Consider the following 16,945-nt stretch of genomic DNA (forward strand, 5'->3'; position numbering starts at 1 on the left):
CGGGCGACGGGCCCGGAGGCTGGTGCGGGACGGGCCAGGGGTGCGGTGCCGGCGGCGTGGTCGCCGCCGCCGTCTCGGGAGCCGGTGCTGGCGGCGCCCGTCAGCGAGGTGGAGCCTGCTCCGGCCGTCGACGAGGCTTGGCAGCAGGCGCTGAACACGCCAGACGACGACACCTACCGGCCGCCTTGGGTTTAGGCCGGGCGGTGCGGCTCTGTCGTAGCCGCTCGGTATCGTGCGCGCATGTCGCTACGCCATTTCGAGCGCGCTCTCGCGCGGCTTCGCTCCGGTGACGTCCAGGACCGCCAGTCGGCCTTCGATTTCCTGCGCGAGCACGCCGACTCCTACGCCGAGCCGCTTCTCGCCGAGTTCGCCGCCGAAGCAGATCCGGAGCTGCGGCAGTGGCTTCTGGAGCTGGTCGTCGAATCCCACTCCCCCGCCGCCATCCCCACCCTCATCGCTCATCTCACAGACCCCGACCCCCGCATCCGCCTCTGGTCGACCCGCGCCCTCGAAACCTTCGACACCCCGGTGACCCGCCAGGCCCTCGCCACCACCCCCGACCCCTAAGGCAAGTTTCGGACCATTTGTCCGATAAAGTCCGCCCATGCGTAATTCCCTGGCCGCCCTGATGGCCGCGACGACCTGCGCCGCAGGCACCGCCATCGGCCTCTTCCTGGCGGGCGGCTCCGGCGCTCCCGACGACACCCCGGTCAAGGCGGGCGCGCCCACCCCCTACGTCGAGGATCTCCCCAACGACGGCGACGGCTTGGTGACCGGCATTCGCGACGGCAGCTACGAGGTCAAACGGTTTCAGGACGATCTCGTTTCCGGCCTGCAGGAGGGCGTCTACCTCCTGGCCGCCGACGTCAAGCCGTACGACCCGGCCCACCCGGACAAGGGCGGCTGCACCTGGCAGGTGGCCCCCGATCGCGCCTCTTTCGTGCCCGCCGCCACCAGCCCCATGTGGCACCGCCCCACCGGCGACCGCACCACCACGATCCTCAGCCCGGGCAACTACTTCGTCAGCATCGGCTGCGGCGCCTGGGCGTACCAGACCTTCACGTAGGCCACCGGGGCCGGATAATTCACTGGCGTCCGCGGCGCCTCGTCCCCACCCTTGTCCCATGGCAGAGCGACAGATTCGCGCCGTGTACGGCGCTTCGACCGTCACCGTCTATCAGGCGTATCCGCAGGCCATCGGGGTTCCCGCGGCGAGGGACGGGCGTTTCCCCGAGTCCTGGCAGCGCGACCGGATGACGTGGATCAAGCCGTCGTTCCTGTGGATGATGTACCGGTCCGGCTGGGGTTCGAAGCCGGGGCAGGAGACCGTCCTCGCCGTGGAGATCACCCGGGAGGGGTTTCACTGGGCCCTTGCCCACGCCTGCCTCTCCCACCATGACGCCGCGCTCCAGCCGGATCCCGCCGCCTGGAAACGGGCGTTGAAGCGGTCACCGTGCCGCGTCCAGTGGGATCCCGAACGCGACCTCCGGCTGCACGCCCTGCCGCACCGCTCCCTCCAGCTCGGGCTCACCGGCGAGGCCGCCCGCCGCTACGCCGACGTCTGGACCGTCGCCATCACGGACGTCACGCCGCTGGCACGCGAAGTCCACACCGCGGTCCGGTCGGATGATCTGGCCGCGGCCCGCGCCCTTCTTCCACCGGAACGTCCCTATCCCGTGCCGGACGATCTTCTGGCACATCTCGTGCGATAGGCCACGGACGGTTCGGTCAGTGGGTTTCGGTATGCTCGCGCACCCTATTGATTTCGACCGAAAAGATGAACGTTGCGTCGCTACGCCACCGCTCTGCTGGCCGCCCTGCTGGCCACAGCGCTCTGCTCGCCCGCCGCCCTCGCGGACCCGCCGCCCGGCGTGATCTCCGCCGAGCTGCAGCTCACCTATCCGGAGAACTATGTGGTGCCGGGCGCCACTCAGCACGTGGAGGGCACCCTCCGCTACACGAACGCCGACAGCCAGTCCGTCGAGCCGGCCGGGGAGACGGTGGTCGTCACCGCGCAGGGCCAGGGTTCGCGCGCCGTCCAGACGTATTCCGCGGTCACCGGTGAGGGCGGCCGGTTCGCCGTGGACGTCAAGATCGCTGAGCGGACGTCGGTCGTCGCCTCGTGGGGCGCGTTCAAGAGCCCCCTCTCGATCATCCCGGTGAAGACGCGGCTGCCGGTCTTCCGTTTCACCAAGTTCTCTTTCTCCGCGTCGGCGATGGTCGAGGCGCGCGCCGAATGGGGCTACCACCAGAGCACGGAAGGCGACACCGAGCGTCCTTTCGAACTCCAGTACTCACGTGACGGCAAGGCGTGGAAGACGATCCGCCGCGTCTCCGGCGAGGTTTTCGTGGATTTCGGTCCGCGTCCTTTCTTCCATGGCGCGTCCGGCTACTGGCGTTGGCGCTACCCCGGTGACGCGATGTACCTGGAGTCGGTCACGGCGTCCCGCAAGGCGCTGCGCTGGCGTACCGAGATGTCCAAGGTGAAGGTGGCGCAGAAGAGCGTCAAGGTCGGCAAGAAGGTGACCGTCTCCGGCACCCTTTACCGCTACTCCGCCACCAAGAAGAAGCGTTTCGCCTACAAGAACCAGAAGATCGACATCGTCTTCCGCTGCAAGGGCAAAAAGCAGTGGTGGCGCTCAGCAACCGGTAAGACCAATTCCCGAGGCCAGTTCCGCATCAACGCGAAGACCTACTGCGACTCCTATTTCGCGGCGGTCTTCCCCGGCGGCAAGGACACCTTCAACACCGGCTCCCCCAACGACGTCTACGTCAACACCCTCGGCTCCCCCCTGATCCGCACCCGCCCCTTCACCCTCCCCCCGGCAAACCGCCTACACCCCTAACACCCCCCCATCGCCAACCCCCTGGCCCCCCACGCCACAAGGTGCCACCACACACCCATGTCGCTCACCAGCGGGTTGGCGATGCCATGCGGCCACCTCCCCAGAGACATGGTGCAGGGGCAGGGGCTGGGAAGACGTGGATGCGAGCGGCTTCGATATCCAGGACGCGGCCGGGTTCTACGTCACTGGTCCAGATCGGCACGACGTTCGGATCGCACCGTGCTTGGGCGTTTCCACCGAAGTCGTCGACGATCGGCGAGATATCAAACTTATCGGGTATTACGCGTCGCCCGAAGCGGCCAGAAGGGCGCAAATCCTCACCACCAATCTATCTACCGGGCTTCAAGGACCATCCGCAAGGGTTCCAGATGACGGAAATTGATCTGGAGCGTCCGGAACAGAAACGGTCCGATGTAACAAGCCACGGAGCCGAGGATATCCACATCATATATGAGATACTCGACGACCCTGCCGAAGAATTTAGGATCATCAAGGCATTCTGCATTGAGAAACAAGCACAGGAGGCGATGAACCTTCTGAGCAACCCTGAGGCGCGTCACGAATTCCAGATCCATCCAGCACGCCTTGGCGAGCACATCTGGCTTGGCGGATTCTTCACTTACGAAGACGACGACATGTGAACCTCCACATAGGGCCGGTACCTGTATTCCACCGCTGCACGCCCATGGAAAAGGCCCTATTCGACCGATGAGATTTGGCGTAGCTGCTTACTATCAGTAGAAGGCTGAATCTATGCGCGCTGAAGCAGCACGCCGGGAGCACACCGTGTTCGTAACCCGAATCGGAGACTTGTATCACGTAAGTGTCCACCGAGGCTCCAGGACGAACAGCTCCTATGGGCAACTCGTGACGCGGATCAGCTCGGTTCGCAATTGCATCTGCTTAAGATCGCAAGAATGTTCGATCTTTGAGCTGACGGATGCCGCCCATCTCCGAGTGTCCGGCATCCGCAGTTCAGATCTGCGGTTGATAGTTCAGGTGGCGATGTTGAGGAGGGCTCGGAGGGTTTCGGCTGGGGTGGCGCAGCGGAAGCCCGTGTCGTCGTCGAGCATGTGCTGGTCGGCGTCGTTCCAGTCGGACGGGGCGCAACGGGTGAAGGGGGAGGTCCAGGCGCTGCCTTTGAGTTCGTGGCGGCCGGGCGTGGTGGGAGTGGAGCACCATTCCCAGGTGTTGCCGCAGAGATCGTAGACGCCGTAGGGGCTGGCTCCGCTGTGATAGCGGTCGACGGGGGTGGTGGAGCGGATGCCGGATTCGCGGACGTTGCATTTGGCGGACGTCATGGAGCTGCCCCACCGGTAGGTGTCGCCGCGTGTTCCGCGTGCGGCCTTCTCCCATTGCTGGGATGTAGGGAGCGTTTTGGCGGACCAGTTGGCGTAGGCGGTGGCGTCTTCCCAGGTGACGAAGACGACCGGGTGGTCGGCGAGGCCGTCAGGTGCGAGAGATGACGGCCAGTGCTGGGGAGGCCGGTGGCCGGTGGCGGCGAGGAATCGCGCGTAGTCGGCGTTGGTGGTCGGGTAGACGTCGATCCAGAAGGCGGAGAGGTGGAAGGGTTCTCCGGTGCGGCCGGCGAGGTAGACGCCTTCGTCGACGAGGGTCATCAGCTTGCCGTCGATCGGGTGCCGCTGCTGGGACGGCAGGCTCAACAGCGGCTCGTCGGTGTCCGCAGTGCTTTCAGAGGCAGAGCTGAGGAGGCCGAAGGTTCCGACGCGTTCGACGAAGCGGGCTTTGGCACCGTCGTCGGCTGCGGCGAGGGTGGTGTCGAGGTTGTCCTGGTTGATGGGGCGGGGGTGCATCTTCTCGCCGCCGGACTCCCATTTCTGGATCATGCGTTCGCTGACGCCCATGCGTCCGGCGAACTCGCGCTGGCTGAGGCGCATGGCTACGCGGAGCGCCCTCACCTCGCGTCCGGACCAGAGCCTGACGATCGCCGCCATGGACGTCTCCTCCGATAGGGAGCCCTTGGCGGCAGGTTAGACGGGCTCGGCGGGAATCTCTGCGTATTCCTTGAGGAGGGCATCGAAGATGTGGTGTTCCGCCGGGAACGCGTGGGCTCCGATCGCGGTGATCGCGCGGACTCCGACCGTCGTGTTCGTCGCGAAGGCCGCCTCCATCGAGGGCAGGTCACTCAGGTTGACCGGCATGGAGATCGTTGCGTCGTGGACCTGCTTGAGCAGGCGCATCGTGACGCCGGGCAGCACCTCGGCGGATGGCCAGACGACGTTCGTGCCATCGAAGAAGCCGACGTTCCAGGTGGCGCCCTCAGAGATGAAACCGCTCGCGTCGGTGAACAGGGCGTCGTCGTATCCGGTTTGGAGCGCCGCGCGGCGTTCGCGGAGCTGGCCGAACAAGCCGATGTGCTTCACGGTCGGCTCATCGCGGACGTAGGGGCGGGCTTGGACCCTGATCGGAGCGGCGGGCATCGGCCCTGACGGACGCGCGGTGACCAGGATGCTCGGGGTTGCCTCGGCGGCGGGGTTGACGAGGCCGATGGCGGGGTCGAAGACGGTCACTCGGCAAACGAAGGAGCCGGGCTTGTCAGCGATGGCCTCGCGGACGTGGGCGCGGATCTGTTCGCGGTCGAGTTCGACGGCGAAGACGGTTCGGCAGTCCCGGACAAGGCGCTCGATGTGCTGGGACAGCCCCCGGATATGGCCGTCGTCAACGCGCATCGAAGTGAAGTGCCCGTAGTTGGTCAGGGCGAGAGCGGCCAGGGCTTCCGGGGTGGCGGGCATCCCGTCGAGAAGTGCCATGCCGCTCAGTCTGGCACCGGAACTCGCCCTTCTGAACTGGCCAGGGCTTCCGGTTCGGGGAAAGTTCGGGACTGCGGCGGCAGATGTTCGTGGGCGGCGACGTTCCGATTCGCAACCCTCGGAGACGTGATAGTCGCAGATTGTTCACGGGAAGATCTCCACGGCAGTTCGCGGAACGTGGGGAGCCCACAGCACCGGCCGTCCCGGCAGGTCTTCCGCGAAGGCGGTGCCTGAACGTCATGGCCCCCTTCCCTGCCAGATCCACGCATTGGCACATCTCGACGCCGCGTAAGGCCGCCGCCGAGGCCGACCGGCTGACCCGCGAGCAAGCGCTCCTAGTGTTGCGGCAATGGGTGATCGCCGAACACCGGCAGACCCGTGACCCCCGATGTCTCACGGAGTTGGCGGCGCTCGATGCCGGATGGTCCTCGGCGCGGATCGCTTCGGGACGCTATGTGGCTTTCGCCTGCGCGTGCCCCTCGTCACCTGAGACCCGAAGGGCTACTTGAACATGGAGCTGGCCTTTCGGAAGTCATCGTGGTGCGAGGCGCTTGACCAGGACGGTTGCGTCGAGGTCGCGGCCATGCCCGGCGGAGCTGCGGTGCGGGATTCGACCGACCCTGACGGCGTGGTGCTGGCCGTGCCTGCCGCTGCGTGGGCGGCGTTCGCGGGTGCGTTGTGAGCGCGCTCGAGGAGACGCGTCTGCTGGATGAGGCGTTGGGGCAGGCGCAGCTCGCGATGCTGAATCACGGGTGCCCGATGACAACCGTCCACATGCCCGGTCGCGATACGTCGGCCGGAAACCGGTCTCAGGAGGAATCCCGATCATGCGTACCACTACGACGGGCACGGCGAAGGAGTGGCTGGCCGCCGCTCCACCTGGAGCCCTGCGCTATGCCTTCCCCGGTGAGCCCGCGCAGGTCCGCGAGGCCCGTAAGGTCGTCGAGACGCTGTTCACCGGAACCGGCCGTGAAGACGATGCCGGGCTGGTCATCGACGAACTCGCGAACAATTCGATCTTGTACACGCGGTCGGGTGAGCCGGGAGGCTGGTTCGGGGTTCAGGTGTCCTTCGGGATGCTCGTGCGGGTCGGCGTAGTCGACCTCGGCGGAGCCGGATGGCTGATCGGCGAACCCAAGCCCCGGCAGGACGACGCCCGCGCCGACGAAGACCTCGAGGAGTGGGCCGACCCCGATCTCGACGGGCTCTCGCTCGGCGGGCGAGGGCTCGGCATCGTCGCGTACCTCGCGGTCATGACCGGCGCGTGCGGGAGCGACGCCCTCGGCCACTTCGTATGGGCCGACCTCGCGCTCCCGCTCCCCGTCCCTGACGAGGCGACCAGCGGGAAGGCGCTTCAGCTCCTGGCGTCGTAGGGGAGGTCCAGCCTGTTCACAGCAGGCTGGCCCTCCTTGCGGGCCAGGATACGGGCGAAGCGCTCTCATCGAGGTCCTGTCTTTCCTTGCTGTTCCGTGAGGAAAGATAGGACCTTTCCTAGTCGCGAACCGAAGTGCGTTCAGGCGGGGCAATGGGGGCCCGTGAGGAGACGACTCGGGGGCCGGGCTTTGATCTGTCCCCCCAACTGGGCGAGCGTGCTCTCTGAGGGTGGAGCGGATGACGGAAATCGAACCCGCGTGGTCAGCTTGGGAGCCGCCTGGATCTTCCCCGTAGAACCGCTGAGCTGAGAGTTGAGGTATCCGCGAGTGACCCTTGGTGCCCCTTGATCACCCTGGCCGAGCCGACCTGGGCGCCAGGAACCGCCAGCTCCGAGGACCGAAAGCGGTACACCAACCCCTCACCAGGCTCACGCTGACGACTCGTGCTGTGCCCACCATCCGACCTGAGCAGGATCCCTGAACTTAGGGTGGTCCCTCCTCCAGCCGGGATTGCATGGTTGGGTAGAATTTCTTATCGTAGGAGGATCTGATTTTCTAAACCTTAGAAGGTGTCCTATGGCGATCACTACCGTGGCCCGCGCCAAGGTCCGGGCCAAGGCCCAGTTGACCTTGCCCGACGAGATCAGGAAGGCCTTGCACATAGGCGAGGGCGACGAGGTTGAGTTCAGCGTGAACGACGATGGCACCGTGACGGTTCGTGGGTTCGTCTCCATCCCCACAGATCAGCGCTGGTTCTGGACACCCGAGTGGCAGCGCGGCGAGGCGCAGGCCAATGCTGATCTCGCTGCTGGACGCAGCACTGTCCACCACAGCGCTGAGGACATGTTCGCCCACCTTGACGAGACGGCTGAGAAGACGGCGGAAGATGCCGACCTTTGAGACACTGGCAAGGTTCGACCGGGACTTCGCCAAGCTCACTCACGAGCAGCGGACTCGCTTCCGAAAGGTTCTCACCGAGTCATTCGTCCCCGACCTCGCCAGCGACGGCCCTTTCCGCCCTGGCCTCCGAGTCAAGGGCGTGCAAGCTGCGCCCGGTGTGTTCGAGATGACCTGGGCCCCCGACGGCCGAGCCACGTTCCAGTACGGCGACGAGGTCCGAGCTGGCGAAACACACATCATCTGGCGGCGCGTAGGGACCCATGACATCTTCGATCCACCGCCCGGCCCTTGACCGACCTCACCCGGCCTGAAAACCAGACTCTGCCCTACTCCGCACATCAGGGCAGGGGCCTACGTCCTTCGGAGCGGATGCGCTGGTGATCCGTAGCGCATTCGCCGTCTGAGCGAGTCCGAAATCGGGGCTCCCCACAACTGTGCGGGAACCACCGTCAGACGAGGTCGAGCAGGTAGCGCGAGCCGGGACCGTACCTGATCTGCCAATCGGAGCAACAGCCGAGGACGCCGTCCTCGACACAGCGAACGCCGACGCTGACCCAGCGGACCTCCCCGTCACCCTCGAGGAAGCTGAAGCCGATAGTGCATTCGAAACGGTCCGAGCCGCAGGGGCAGCCGATCTTCTCCGGCCCGCTCCCGTCATCGTCCGCCATCCAGTACTCGTCGCTGTCGAGGAGGTAGGCGAGCAGACCGCAAGCGACACAGGTACGTCGGGCGCACACGCCACCTGCGTCGAGCTCGATGCAGAAGACCGTGCCGGAGCAGTCCTTGCACCTCGACGGTCGAGCGGCATGAATCGGATATCCGCCCGGGGCAAGCTCTTCGAGGTAATCGGCGATATCTGCAGCTGAGTCGCCTTTCCACCACTCGCCATCAATGTCGATCGCCATGCGGAAGAATCTAGCCCACTGGCTTAGCTCTGCCACTCGTCGATCAGGTGGTAGGCCGGGTGAGCGATCCACGCTTCAAGGAACTCGGTGTCCACGACGTGACTGACACGGTAGTCCTCACCGTAGTTGACCGAGCACCTGACCTCGTAGAAGCACCCAGGCAACGAGGCAAGGAAGGGGCGCACCCTAGTTGCGTGGGCGGAAAGCTCCTTGCCGTCCGCTGCGATGACCAGCGGCTCCGGCCCGATCAGCCCGTCGAAACTCGCGAGCATGGGCTGTCGCCTCATCAGCGCCAGAGCGGTTCTACCGATCGCCTCGTGCCCGGCTGTGCCCGGCCGAGTCTGATCAACCAAAATCTCTTCAACCGGCCGCCAACCCAGCTGAGAGTAGTCGTCCTGGAGGTCAGGCTTCTCGTGCCGAGTTCCAACGCTGATCGACTCGGCACCGGATTCGAGAACGAGTTCCGTTGGGCCCAAACGCTTGATCTCTCCGAGCGGGGTGAGCGCTTCAGTCAACGCCACCCACTCCCCGGCCGAGATCCTCGTCCTTCTGAGCAGCGCCAGAGACACCCGCCCATCCTTCCCGACATACCCGCCTACCCGCGCGCGGCCCCATCCTGCTGCTTGCTGGAGGAACGCTCGAGGCCGGTCAACGATCAATTCGCTCAGCTTTGCCGCGAGGCTCGAGTTGGACGCCGCACGGAAAGTTTGGTGGCGGTGGTCCATGGCCTTGGTGATGTCGGCTCAGGCTGTACCCGTTAGCAAAAGGCCCCGTTCGAACATCGGACGGGGCCTTTGAGCTGGGAGCCCCGTATCGGATTCGAACCGATGACCTGCTGTTTACAAGACAGCTGCTCTGGCCGGCTGAGCTAACGAGGCGGGTTGTGCTGGGGACTCACTTTAGCGGGTGGGGGTGGGTGGGTGCCATCAGCGTGGTGAGCAGGGTGTGGGGGGGGGGGGGGGGGGGGGCGCCGCGGGGCCGCGGCGCCGGGTGGAGCGGTGGTTAGGAGTGGCGTTGGCGGGCGATTTCGTAGAGGGCGATGCCGGCGGCTACGCCTGCGTTGAGGGATTCGGCGTGGCCGAACATGGGGATGTGGGCGAGGATGTCGCAGCTGTCGCCCACGAGACGGCCCAGGCCCTTGCCTTCGGAGCCGACGACCAGGACGAAGGGGCCGTCAGAGGCGGGGAGGTCGGCGATGGAGTGGCCGCCGTGGGCGTCCAGGCCCGCGACGAAGCAGCCGGCGTCCTGGTAGGCCTTGAGCTGGCGGGTCAGGTTCGTGCACTGGGCGACCGGCATGTTCGCCAGGGTGCCGGCGCTGGTCTTCCAGGCGCCCGCGTTGACGCTGGCGCTGCGGCGTTCCGGCAGAAGGATGCCTGAGGCGCCGAAAGCCGCCGCAGAACGGACGATCGCGCCCAGGTTGCGGGCGTCGGTGACGCCGTCCAGCGCGACGATCAGGGGCGCGGTGCCGCGCAGCAGGTCGTCGGGGTGGGCGTAGCGGAACGGCTTGATCTGCAGCGCGATGCCCTGGTGGACGGCCCGGTCGGTGAGCCGGTCGAGCTCGGGCTTGCCCGACTCCAGCAGCGGAATGCCCGTGTCACCAGCGATCTTGAGGGCTTCGCGGACGCGCTCGTCGTTGTCGGGCGTGTAGTACAGCGCCGTGCCGGGGACACCGGCGCGCAGCGCCTCCAGGACCGGGTTACGGCCGTGGACCAGCTCCGGAGCGTCCGGACGGCGAGTACGCGGCGTGGCCGGACGTCCGTCGGGCCCAGGCGAGACCGCTCCCGGACGGGCCGGACGAGCCCCCGGCTTCCGCGGCCCCGCCGTCTTCGTCCCGGTTCGTGTCGAGTTCTTGACGGCCCGAGCCTTCACCCGCTTGCCGTGCCAGTGCCGGTCCTCCGCCTTGGCGGTGACGCTCGGCCCCTTCTTGCCCTTCTTGGTCATCCGGAATGCCCTCCTCATCGTGGGCGGCACTCGCAGGACGCCCCCAGAAAACTCCAGCTTCCAGGGTAAGGGACTCAGCGATCGAGCCTGTCCTCAACGGCGGTGAGCCGGATCTCCAGCGCCTCGACCCGCCGGTGCAGCTCCTCGAGCGCCGCCCGCACCTCGACCCCCCGGAACGAGGGGCGTTTCCGTTCGAACGGCTCGGGATCATGGTGCTGCAACCGCTCCAACACCCTGCTGACCAGCACTTCCGTCGAAACACCCAGCTCGACGAACACCTGGTTCGCCACGCCTTCGCCCTCTTTGACCAGGCCCAGCAGGATGTGTTCGGTCCCGATGAAACTGTCGCCCATCGTCAGGGACTCGCGCAGAGAGAGCTCCAGCACCTTTTTGGCACGCGGAGTGAACGGAATGTGGCCGCTGGGTTCGTCGGCGCCCTCGCCGAGGATCCGTTCGATGTCGTCGCGGGCGGCGACGAGGCCACAGCCCAGCTCGGTGAGGATCTCGGCGACGGGGTCGTCCTCGATGTGCAGGAGGCCCAGCAGCAGGTGTTCGGTCCCGATGTAGTTGTGGTTGAGGATTCTGGCCTCTTCCTGGGCCAGGACCACTACGCGCCGGGCGCGATCCGTGAAACGTTCGAACATCGGCCGAACCGCCTCGTCTCGGGGGATTCCGACACTACTTGCGATCCGGCCGATCCCGCCTATTTCAGGCTGATGCGCTGCCCGTCGGGGGTGTCCTCGACGAGGATGCCCAGTTCGTTGAGCTTGTCGCGGATGGCGTCCGCGGCGGCGTAGTCCTTGCGGACGCGCGCCTCGTTCCGCTGGTCGAGCAGCACCTGGACGAGCGCCTCGACGATCGGCATCAGATCGTTCGCCGAGCCCGACGTCCAGTCGGCCGGGTCGAGCCCGAGCACCCCGGTCATGGCCCTGACGTCCGCGACGGCCGCCCTGACGTCGTCGAGCCGCCGCTCCGCCAGCGCCGCGTTCCCGGCCCTGACCCGCTCGTGGATCACCGCGAGGGCCTGGGAGACGGCCAGGTCGTCGTTCATCGCGTCGGTGAACGCCTGCGGCAGGACGGGTGCGGGGTCGACCTCGCCGGTGACCTCGGCCGCCCGCGTCACGAACCCCTCGATCCGCTGGTAGGCGGCCGCGGCCTCGGCGAGCGCGCCGGGCGTGTAGTCCATCAGCGAACGGTAATGGGCGGAGATCAGGTAGTACCGGGCTTCGACGGCCCGGACCTGGGCGAGGAGATCGTCCAGGTAGACCACGTTCCCGATGGATTTGCTCATCTTCACACCGTCGATGGTGAGAAGCCCGTTGTGCATCCAGTAGCGGGCGAACCCGTCGCCCGCGGCCTTGGCCTGGGCGATCTCGTTCTCGTGGTGCGGGAAGATCAGGTCGACGCCGCCGCCGTGGATGTCGAAGGTCTCGCCGAGGTACTTGGTGGCCATCGCCGAGCACTCCAGATGCCAGCCGGGACGGCCGGGGCCCCACGGGGTCTCCCAGGTCGGCTCGCCGGGCTTGGCGCCCTTCCACAGCGCGAAGTCGCGATGATCATGCTTGATTCCGTCGGAATCGCCGGGATCGCGCATGTTGTCGAGGGTCTGGTTCGACAGCTTGCCGTACTCGGCGGCCCAGGTCTTGACGTCGAAGTACACGTCGTTGCCCACGTTGTAGGCGTGGCCCCGCTCGATCAGCCGGCGCATCAGCACGATCATCTCCGGGACGTGCCCGGTGGCGCGCGGCTCGATGGTCGGGTCGAGGCAGCCGAGGACCTGGTAGCCGGCGTTGAAGATCCGCTGGTTGGCCTCGGCGACGGCGAACCAGGGCCGCCCGGTGTCCGCGGCCACCTTGATGATCTTGTCGTCGATGTCCGTGACGTTCCGGACGAAGGTGACCTCATACCCCGAACGCCGCAGCCAGCGGACCAGGACGTCATAGATCACACCGGAGCGCAGATGCCCGATATGCGGTGCGGCCTGCGGTGTGGCACCACAGACGTACAGCCCGCATCGGCCCGGCTGAAGGGGCTCGAAATCGCGGACGGCACGTGCACTGGTGTCATATAGGCGCAGGCTCACGAAAACAAAGGCTACTAGCAGTCGCGCGGAGCCCGGTGAGACCTGGAAGATTGACTTTCATGACACCCCCCGCGCTCTCCCCCGCTACGGACCGGTACTCCCGGTTCCTGACCGTTGTGGCGTTTCTGGCCGTCGCGGCACTGACCGCCGGGGCCTTTGTCCTGTCTTATCAAGACCTGTTGGAGCTGGCCCGAGCCGGAATGGACGGCCGGACCGTTCGTTTCGACTGGATTTATCCGGCCATGTACGACGGGCTGGTCGTGACGGGGCTGCTGGCGGTGTTCGTCGCCAGGAACGCGCGGTGGTTCACCCGCGCGCTCCGCTGGGTGCTGCTCGTCGCGCTGATCGGCGGCGCGATCACGATCTCGGTGCAGCGGTCGGTGAAGGGGTTCGACGCGATCTCGGGGGACGGGCTCGACGCGGGCGTCGCCTCGGCGCCGTGGGTCGCGGCGCTGCTGGCGATCTGGCTGTGGATGTCGATGTTCCGGCAGCTCAGACAGGCAGCCCAGTACCGCGCGGCCGGACGCCGCAAGCGCAGGCAGCCCGCGCACGCCAAGACCGAGCCCGCCAAGACCGATCCGGCGGAGCTGATCCCCGGGTTCCGGCCCGAGGTGCGGGAGGAGCAGGAGCCCGAGGAGTTCCGGCTGCCCTACGTCGTCCAGACGGCTCCGGCCGTGGAACCGGCGATCCCGAGCCCCCGTGAACCGGTCGAAGCCCCGGACGCCTCGATCATCGACGATGCGTACGCGGAACTGCCCGAGCCGGAGCCCGAGCCCGTCGCGGAGGAACCGGCCAAGCCGCGGCGGCGGCTCTTCGGCCGTCGCAAGTCCGACGGCCTCCCGCCGCCCGCCACCGAACCGATCGACCTGGTGGTGGCGACCGGCGTCCCTCGGGAAGAGGAAGAGGAGGCCGAGGCCCCCGACACCCGCGATGACATTCCCGTCGTATCAGCGGAGAACGGGGCGGATGATCCGTTCGTGGGCGTCCGTGAGGTGCCCCGTGGGCCCCTCTCGGCCGCCGACCCTTACCAGGACACCGCCGAAGATCCGCTGCCTCTGCCGCCCGCTGAGGAGCTCGAGCAGGAAGAGGCGGCCGCTCCGCCGTCGCATCTGCCGACCGACGTCAAGCTGGTGGGACGTGCCCACGACACCCAGCCCGACTTCCCCGCCCCGGCCGAAGACCGCTCGGAGGACCCGGACGGCGGCGACGACTGGGCCGCTTATGCCCCGGAATGGAACCCGCCGTCGGGCTCCCTGCGCAGCAGCCCCACCCCGCCGGAGGAGTAAGGACTAGCGGGGATGGATGAGGGCTGTGGCGATGGCGGCCAGGCCCTCGCCGCGGCCGGTGAGGCCCAGGCCGTCGGTGGTGGTGGCGGAGACGGAGACGATCGCGCCGGACAGCGCCTCGGACAGGGCCTTCTCGGCCTCCGCCCGCCGCTTGCCGATCTTGGGGCGGTTGCCGATGACCTGGATGGCGACGTTGCCGATCTCGAACCCGGCCTCGCGCACCAGCCGGGCCGTCTCGGCCAGCAGGACGGCCCCGGACGCGCCGCGCCACTCGGGACGCCCCGTGCCGAAGATCGCGCCGAGGTCGCCGAGGCGGCCGGCGCTGAGCAGCGCGTCACAGGCGGCGTGGGCGGCGACGTCGCCGTCGGAGTGCCCCTCGATGCCGTCGCCCTCGCCCGGCCATTCCAGGCCCGCGACCCAGAGCGGACGCCCGGACGCGAACGGGTGGACGTCGGTACCGACGCCCACCCGGGGATAGCTGTTATGCATAAAACTCAAACTAGTGCCGCCGCGAGCTACCGCGTGACGGCCGTGCCGTCTATCCGGCGAGGACCTCGTCGAGCAGGGCCTCGGCCTTGTCCTCGTTGGTCTTCTCCGCGAGCGCGAGCTCGCTCACCAGGATCTGACGCGCCTTGGCGAGCATCCGCTTCTCACCCGCGCTCAGACCCCGCTCCTTGTCCCGGCGCCAGAGGTCGCGAACGACCTCGGCGACCTTGTTGACGTCGCCAGACGCCAGCTTCTCAAGGTTCGCCTTGTAACGCCGCGACCAGTTCGTGGGTTCTTCGGTGTAGGGTGCACGCAGCACCTCGAACACGCGCTCAAGCCCTTCCTGACCGACCACATCTCGGACACCGACCAACTCGGCGTTGTCCGCGGGGACGCGTACTGTAAGGTCACCCTTGTCGACCTTCAGCACCAGGTAGGTCTTGTCCTCACCCTTGATGGTGCGAGTCTCGATGGCTTCGATCCGAGCAGCCCCATGGTGGGGGTAGACGACGGTGTCGCCGACCGTGAAAGTCATGTGACAAGTACCCCTTCCGCTAGGTACCAGCCTACCACGGACTCCCAGGGCACGGGTACGGCCAACCGTACATATCCGCAGGTCACGGCAGCAATTGGGGTCTTGACAAACCCTCAGACTGGTGCAACCCCCGCCTCTTGCCGCATTGTTCTACCCACCAGAAACACCCCGGCAACCTCCTTGCAACATGGGAAAACCGGCCGTTCGGGGCCCGTGGATTTTCTTTGAACGCGGGCATCGATCCTGGGGGGTTCCGGCCCATACTGGGAGACGGGGCACGCCGCAGGGCGTGCTCCACCAGCGGGGCCGCAGAAGGCGAGGGGCGGCGTTGAGGCATGACGGAGACGACGACTACGGCCTGCCGCACATCGACGTGGTCGTCCCGGACGACGCCCGCGAACTGGGCTCCGACCTGGCCGCCTGGCGGCGCGAGGAGCGGCGCCGGCGCCGCAGGGCACGGCTGGACCGGTTCATCGCGCCGTTCGCCAAGCACGGGGTGGTCGCCCCGTTCCTCGCGGGCATCCTCGTGATCGCGCTCGTCAGCGGAGCGATGCTGACCTTCTTCGGGCCGCGTGCGCCCGATCCCCGTCCCACCATGCCGCTGTCCGTCCCGACGGGCCGTACGGGCGAGATCGGCGGCCTGCTGCCCGATCTGGAGATCGTCTGGCAGGGGCGGCGGCACCGGTCCACGGAGCTGGCGGGCGCCGTCGTGCTGTTCGTGCCCGTCGCGTGCGGGTGCAGGCCGCTGCTGGCCGGGATCGCGGACAAAGCGGCGGGCAAGGAGATCGGCTTCTATCTGGTGGCCGACGCCCGCGGCACGGAACTGAGCGTCAAGGCGGCCCGCACCCGGCTCGCTGACGACGCCGAACGTCTGACGGGCGTCGAACCGATCCTGATCGAGGACGAGGACGGCCGGTTCGCCGACGCCCTGCGCACCGTCGGCCTCACCTACGTCCTCATCGACCGGAACGGCGGGATCTTCGACTACCAGCCCGATCTGCACCAGATCGACCGTCAGCTCTCCGTGGTCGGCGCGACGATCTGAGCGCCGATCCCGGCACCCCGGGAACGAACACGTCGGCACCCTCGCTACGATGCGTGCGGGTCAAGTGAGGCCCACCAGACATCGAAGTTCGAGGGAGCTCGAAGCCGTGATCCGCAAAGTCGCTCTGCTGGCCGCCGCCGGTTCCATCGCCCTGGCCGGGTGCGGCGCCGGCGTGAAGGCCGGCAGCGCCGAGCCGACCCAGCTCACCGAGGGCGTGAACCACTCCGCCAACGGCATCGACGCGCGGAACATCTTCGTGCTCGGCCCGGCGTCCGGCCAGACCCTGCCCGCGGGCAGCGATCTGTACGTGTACGGAAACCTGATCAACAACGCGTCGAACACGTCCGACGCGCTCAAGTCGGTCAGCGCCGCGCCGTTCGCGACGTCCGCGATCCTGACGACCGGCTCCCCGGTGCCGCTGCCCGCGCACGGTCTGATCAACCTGGGCGGGGTGGTCGTGCTCAAGGGCGTGACCGCGCCGGTCAAGGGCGGCGAGCACGTCAAGCTGACGTTCAGCTTCAACGCCGCGCAGTCGTTCACGCTGAACGTGCCGGTCGTCCCGGCGCAGTCGGAGTACGCGACGCTCACCCCGGCGCCGACCGGGACCGCGTCGGGGGCGCCGACCGTCGCGCCGTCGACGGGCGAGGGCCTGCCCTCCGCCACCCCGTCGGCCAAGAAGAAGGCAGCCGAGCCGACGCCGGCCGAGACCCCTGCGGGCGAAGCGGGCCACTGACCCGAACCACCACAAAAGGCCCCGGTGCGAACCGGGGCCTT

20 protein-coding genes, 1 tRNA gene and 1 pseudogene are annotated in these 16,945 nt (G+C 67.3%); 12 read left to right on the top strand and 10 right to left on the bottom strand.

The window, feature by feature from the left end:
• From ACYVE7_RS04775 to ACYVE7_RS04800, 6 genes are all read left to right on the top strand, one after another.
• Nucleotides 1-195, top strand: a 195-nt coding sequence (locus ACYVE7_RS04775; RefSeq protein WP_460363299.1) for a hypothetical protein, incomplete at its 5' end; no start/stop codon positions are given.
• A gap of 45 nt (nt 196-240) precedes the next feature.
• Nucleotides 241-567, top strand: coding sequence for a HEAT repeat domain-containing protein (locus tag ACYVE7_RS04780; RefSeq protein ID WP_460363300.1), 327 nt, complete (start codon nt 241-243; stop codon nt 565-567).
• A gap of 37 nt (nt 568-604) precedes the next feature.
• A complete protein-coding gene (locus ACYVE7_RS04785; protein WP_460363301.1) occupies nt 605-1,066 on the top strand; it encodes a hypothetical protein in 462 nt (153 codons plus the stop codon).
• Nucleotides 1,067-1,124: 58 nt separating this feature from the next.
• Nucleotides 1,125-1,712, top strand: a complete 588-nt coding sequence (locus ACYVE7_RS04790) for a DUF4291 domain-containing protein (RefSeq protein ID WP_460363302.1) — start codon at nt 1,125-1,127, stop codon at nt 1,710-1,712.
• Between the two features lie 72 nt (nt 1,713-1,784).
• Nucleotides 1,785-2,846, top strand: a complete 1,062-nt coding sequence (locus ACYVE7_RS04795) for a hypothetical protein (protein WP_460363303.1) — start codon at nt 1,785-1,787, stop codon at nt 2,844-2,846.
• 368 nt (nt 2,847-3,214) lie between these two features.
• Nucleotides 3,215-3,487, top strand: a complete 273-nt coding sequence (locus ACYVE7_RS04800) for a hypothetical protein (protein WP_460363304.1) — start codon at nt 3,215-3,217, stop codon at nt 3,485-3,487.
• A gap of 354 nt (nt 3,488-3,841) precedes the next feature.
• Here ACYVE7_RS04800 and ACYVE7_RS04805 read toward each other — a convergent pair whose 3' ends face one another.
• Together ACYVE7_RS04805 and ACYVE7_RS04810 are read right to left on the bottom strand one after the other, a co-directional pair.
• Entirely contained in the window at nt 3,842-4,801 is a 960-nt protein-coding gene (locus ACYVE7_RS04805) for an SUMF1/EgtB/PvdO family nonheme iron enzyme (protein ID WP_460363305.1), read from the bottom strand.
• 36 nt (nt 4,802-4,837) lie between these two features.
• Nucleotides 4,838-5,617, bottom strand: a complete 780-nt coding sequence (locus ACYVE7_RS04810) for an aminotransferase class IV family protein (RefSeq protein WP_460363306.1) — start codon at nt 5,615-5,617, stop codon at nt 4,838-4,840.
• Nucleotides 5,618-6,128: 511 nt separating this feature from the next.
• On the opposite strand from ACYVE7_RS04810, the gene ACYVE7_RS04815 reads away from it, so the two are divergent.
• The 3 genes from ACYVE7_RS04815 (at nt 6,129) to ACYVE7_RS04825 (ending at nt 7,890) form a co-directional block, all read left to right on the top strand.
• A complete protein-coding gene (locus ACYVE7_RS04815) occupies nt 6,129-6,299 on the top strand; it encodes a DUF397 domain-containing protein (RefSeq protein ID WP_460363335.1) in 171 nt (56 codons plus the stop codon).
• 145 nt (nt 6,300-6,444) lie between these two features.
• Nucleotides 6,445-6,990, top strand: a complete 546-nt coding sequence (locus ACYVE7_RS04820) for a hypothetical protein (RefSeq protein WP_460363307.1) — start codon at nt 6,445-6,447, stop codon at nt 6,988-6,990.
• Between the two features lie 576 nt (nt 6,991-7,566).
• The gene (locus ACYVE7_RS04825) at nt 7,567-7,890 is read left to right on the top strand and encodes an AbrB/MazE/SpoVT family DNA-binding domain-containing protein (RefSeq protein ID WP_460363308.1); all 324 of its coding nucleotides are present in this window, start codon (nt 7,567-7,569) and stop codon (nt 7,888-7,890) included.
• 449 nt (nt 7,891-8,339) lie between these two features.
• Here ACYVE7_RS04825 and ACYVE7_RS04830 read toward each other — a convergent pair whose 3' ends face one another.
• The 6 genes and pseudogenes from ACYVE7_RS04830 to cysS form a co-directional block, all read right to left on the bottom strand.
• A complete protein-coding gene (locus ACYVE7_RS04830; RefSeq protein ID WP_460363309.1) occupies nt 8,340-8,795 on the bottom strand; it encodes a hypothetical protein in 456 nt (151 codons plus the stop codon).
• 23 nt (nt 8,796-8,818) lie between these two features.
• Nucleotides 8,819-9,364 carry a DUF6368 family protein gene (locus ACYVE7_RS04835; RefSeq protein ID WP_460363310.1) on the bottom strand — a complete coding sequence of 182 codons (546 nt, stop codon included), beginning with the start codon at nt 9,362-9,364 and terminating at the stop codon, nt 8,819-8,821.
• A 235-nt stretch (nt 9,365-9,599) separates the two neighbouring features.
• Nucleotides 9,600-9,673 (bottom strand) — tRNA-Thr (locus tag ACYVE7_RS04840).
• 124 nt (nt 9,674-9,797) lie between these two features.
• Complete coding sequence (gene rlmB / locus ACYVE7_RS04845) at nt 9,798-10,736, bottom strand: 23S rRNA (guanosine(2251)-2'-O)-methyltransferase RlmB (RefSeq protein WP_460363311.1); 939 nt, start codon at nt 10,734-10,736, stop codon at nt 9,798-9,800.
• A 218-nt stretch (nt 10,737-10,954) separates the two neighbouring features.
• Nucleotides 10,955-11,380, bottom strand: a pseudogene (locus ACYVE7_RS04850) (Clp protease N-terminal domain-containing protein); the annotation flags it as partial.
• 59 nt (nt 11,381-11,439) lie between these two features.
• The gene (gene cysS, locus ACYVE7_RS04855; RefSeq protein ID WP_460363312.1) at nt 11,440-12,819 is read right to left on the bottom strand and encodes a cysteine--tRNA ligase; all 1,380 of its coding nucleotides are present in this window, start codon (nt 12,817-12,819) and stop codon (nt 11,440-11,442) included.
• 59 nt (nt 12,820-12,878) lie between these two features.
• Here cysS and ACYVE7_RS04860 point away from each other — a divergent pair, with 59 nt between their 5' ends.
• Nucleotides 12,879-14,105 (top strand): hypothetical protein, encoded by a 1,227-nt coding sequence (locus tag ACYVE7_RS04860; RefSeq protein ID WP_460363313.1) that lies wholly within the window; start codon nt 12,879-12,881, stop codon nt 14,103-14,105.
• Between the two features lie 3 nt (nt 14,106-14,108).
• Here ACYVE7_RS04860 and ispF read toward each other — a convergent pair whose 3' ends face one another.
• Together ispF and ACYVE7_RS04870 are read right to left on the bottom strand one after the other, a co-directional pair.
• The gene (gene ispF / locus ACYVE7_RS04865; protein WP_460363336.1) at nt 14,109-14,573 is read right to left on the bottom strand and encodes a 2-C-methyl-D-erythritol 2,4-cyclodiphosphate synthase; all 465 of its coding nucleotides are present in this window, start codon (nt 14,571-14,573) and stop codon (nt 14,109-14,111) included.
• Between the two features lie 70 nt (nt 14,574-14,643).
• Nucleotides 14,644-15,126: a CarD family transcriptional regulator gene (locus tag ACYVE7_RS04870; RefSeq protein WP_344832365.1), complete on the bottom strand. Its 483-nt coding sequence runs from the start codon at nt 15,124-15,126 to the stop codon at nt 14,644-14,646.
• A gap of 328 nt (nt 15,127-15,454) precedes the next feature.
• Between ACYVE7_RS04870 and ACYVE7_RS04875 the strand changes: the two genes are divergently transcribed.
• Both ACYVE7_RS04875 and ACYVE7_RS04880 read left to right on the top strand, forming a co-directional pair.
• The gene (locus ACYVE7_RS04875) at nt 15,455-16,171 is read left to right on the top strand and encodes a hypothetical protein (protein ID WP_460363314.1); all 717 of its coding nucleotides are present in this window, start codon (nt 15,455-15,457) and stop codon (nt 16,169-16,171) included.
• Nucleotides 16,172-16,277: 106 nt separating this feature from the next.
• Nucleotides 16,278-16,904 carry a copper chaperone PCu(A)C gene (locus tag ACYVE7_RS04880; RefSeq protein ID WP_460363315.1) on the top strand — a complete coding sequence of 209 codons (627 nt, stop codon included), beginning with the start codon at nt 16,278-16,280 and terminating at the stop codon, nt 16,902-16,904.
• Nucleotides 16,905-16,945 lie beyond the last annotated feature (41 nt).

The sequence above is a fragment of the Actinocorallia lasiicapitis genome, assembly GCF_054778695.1.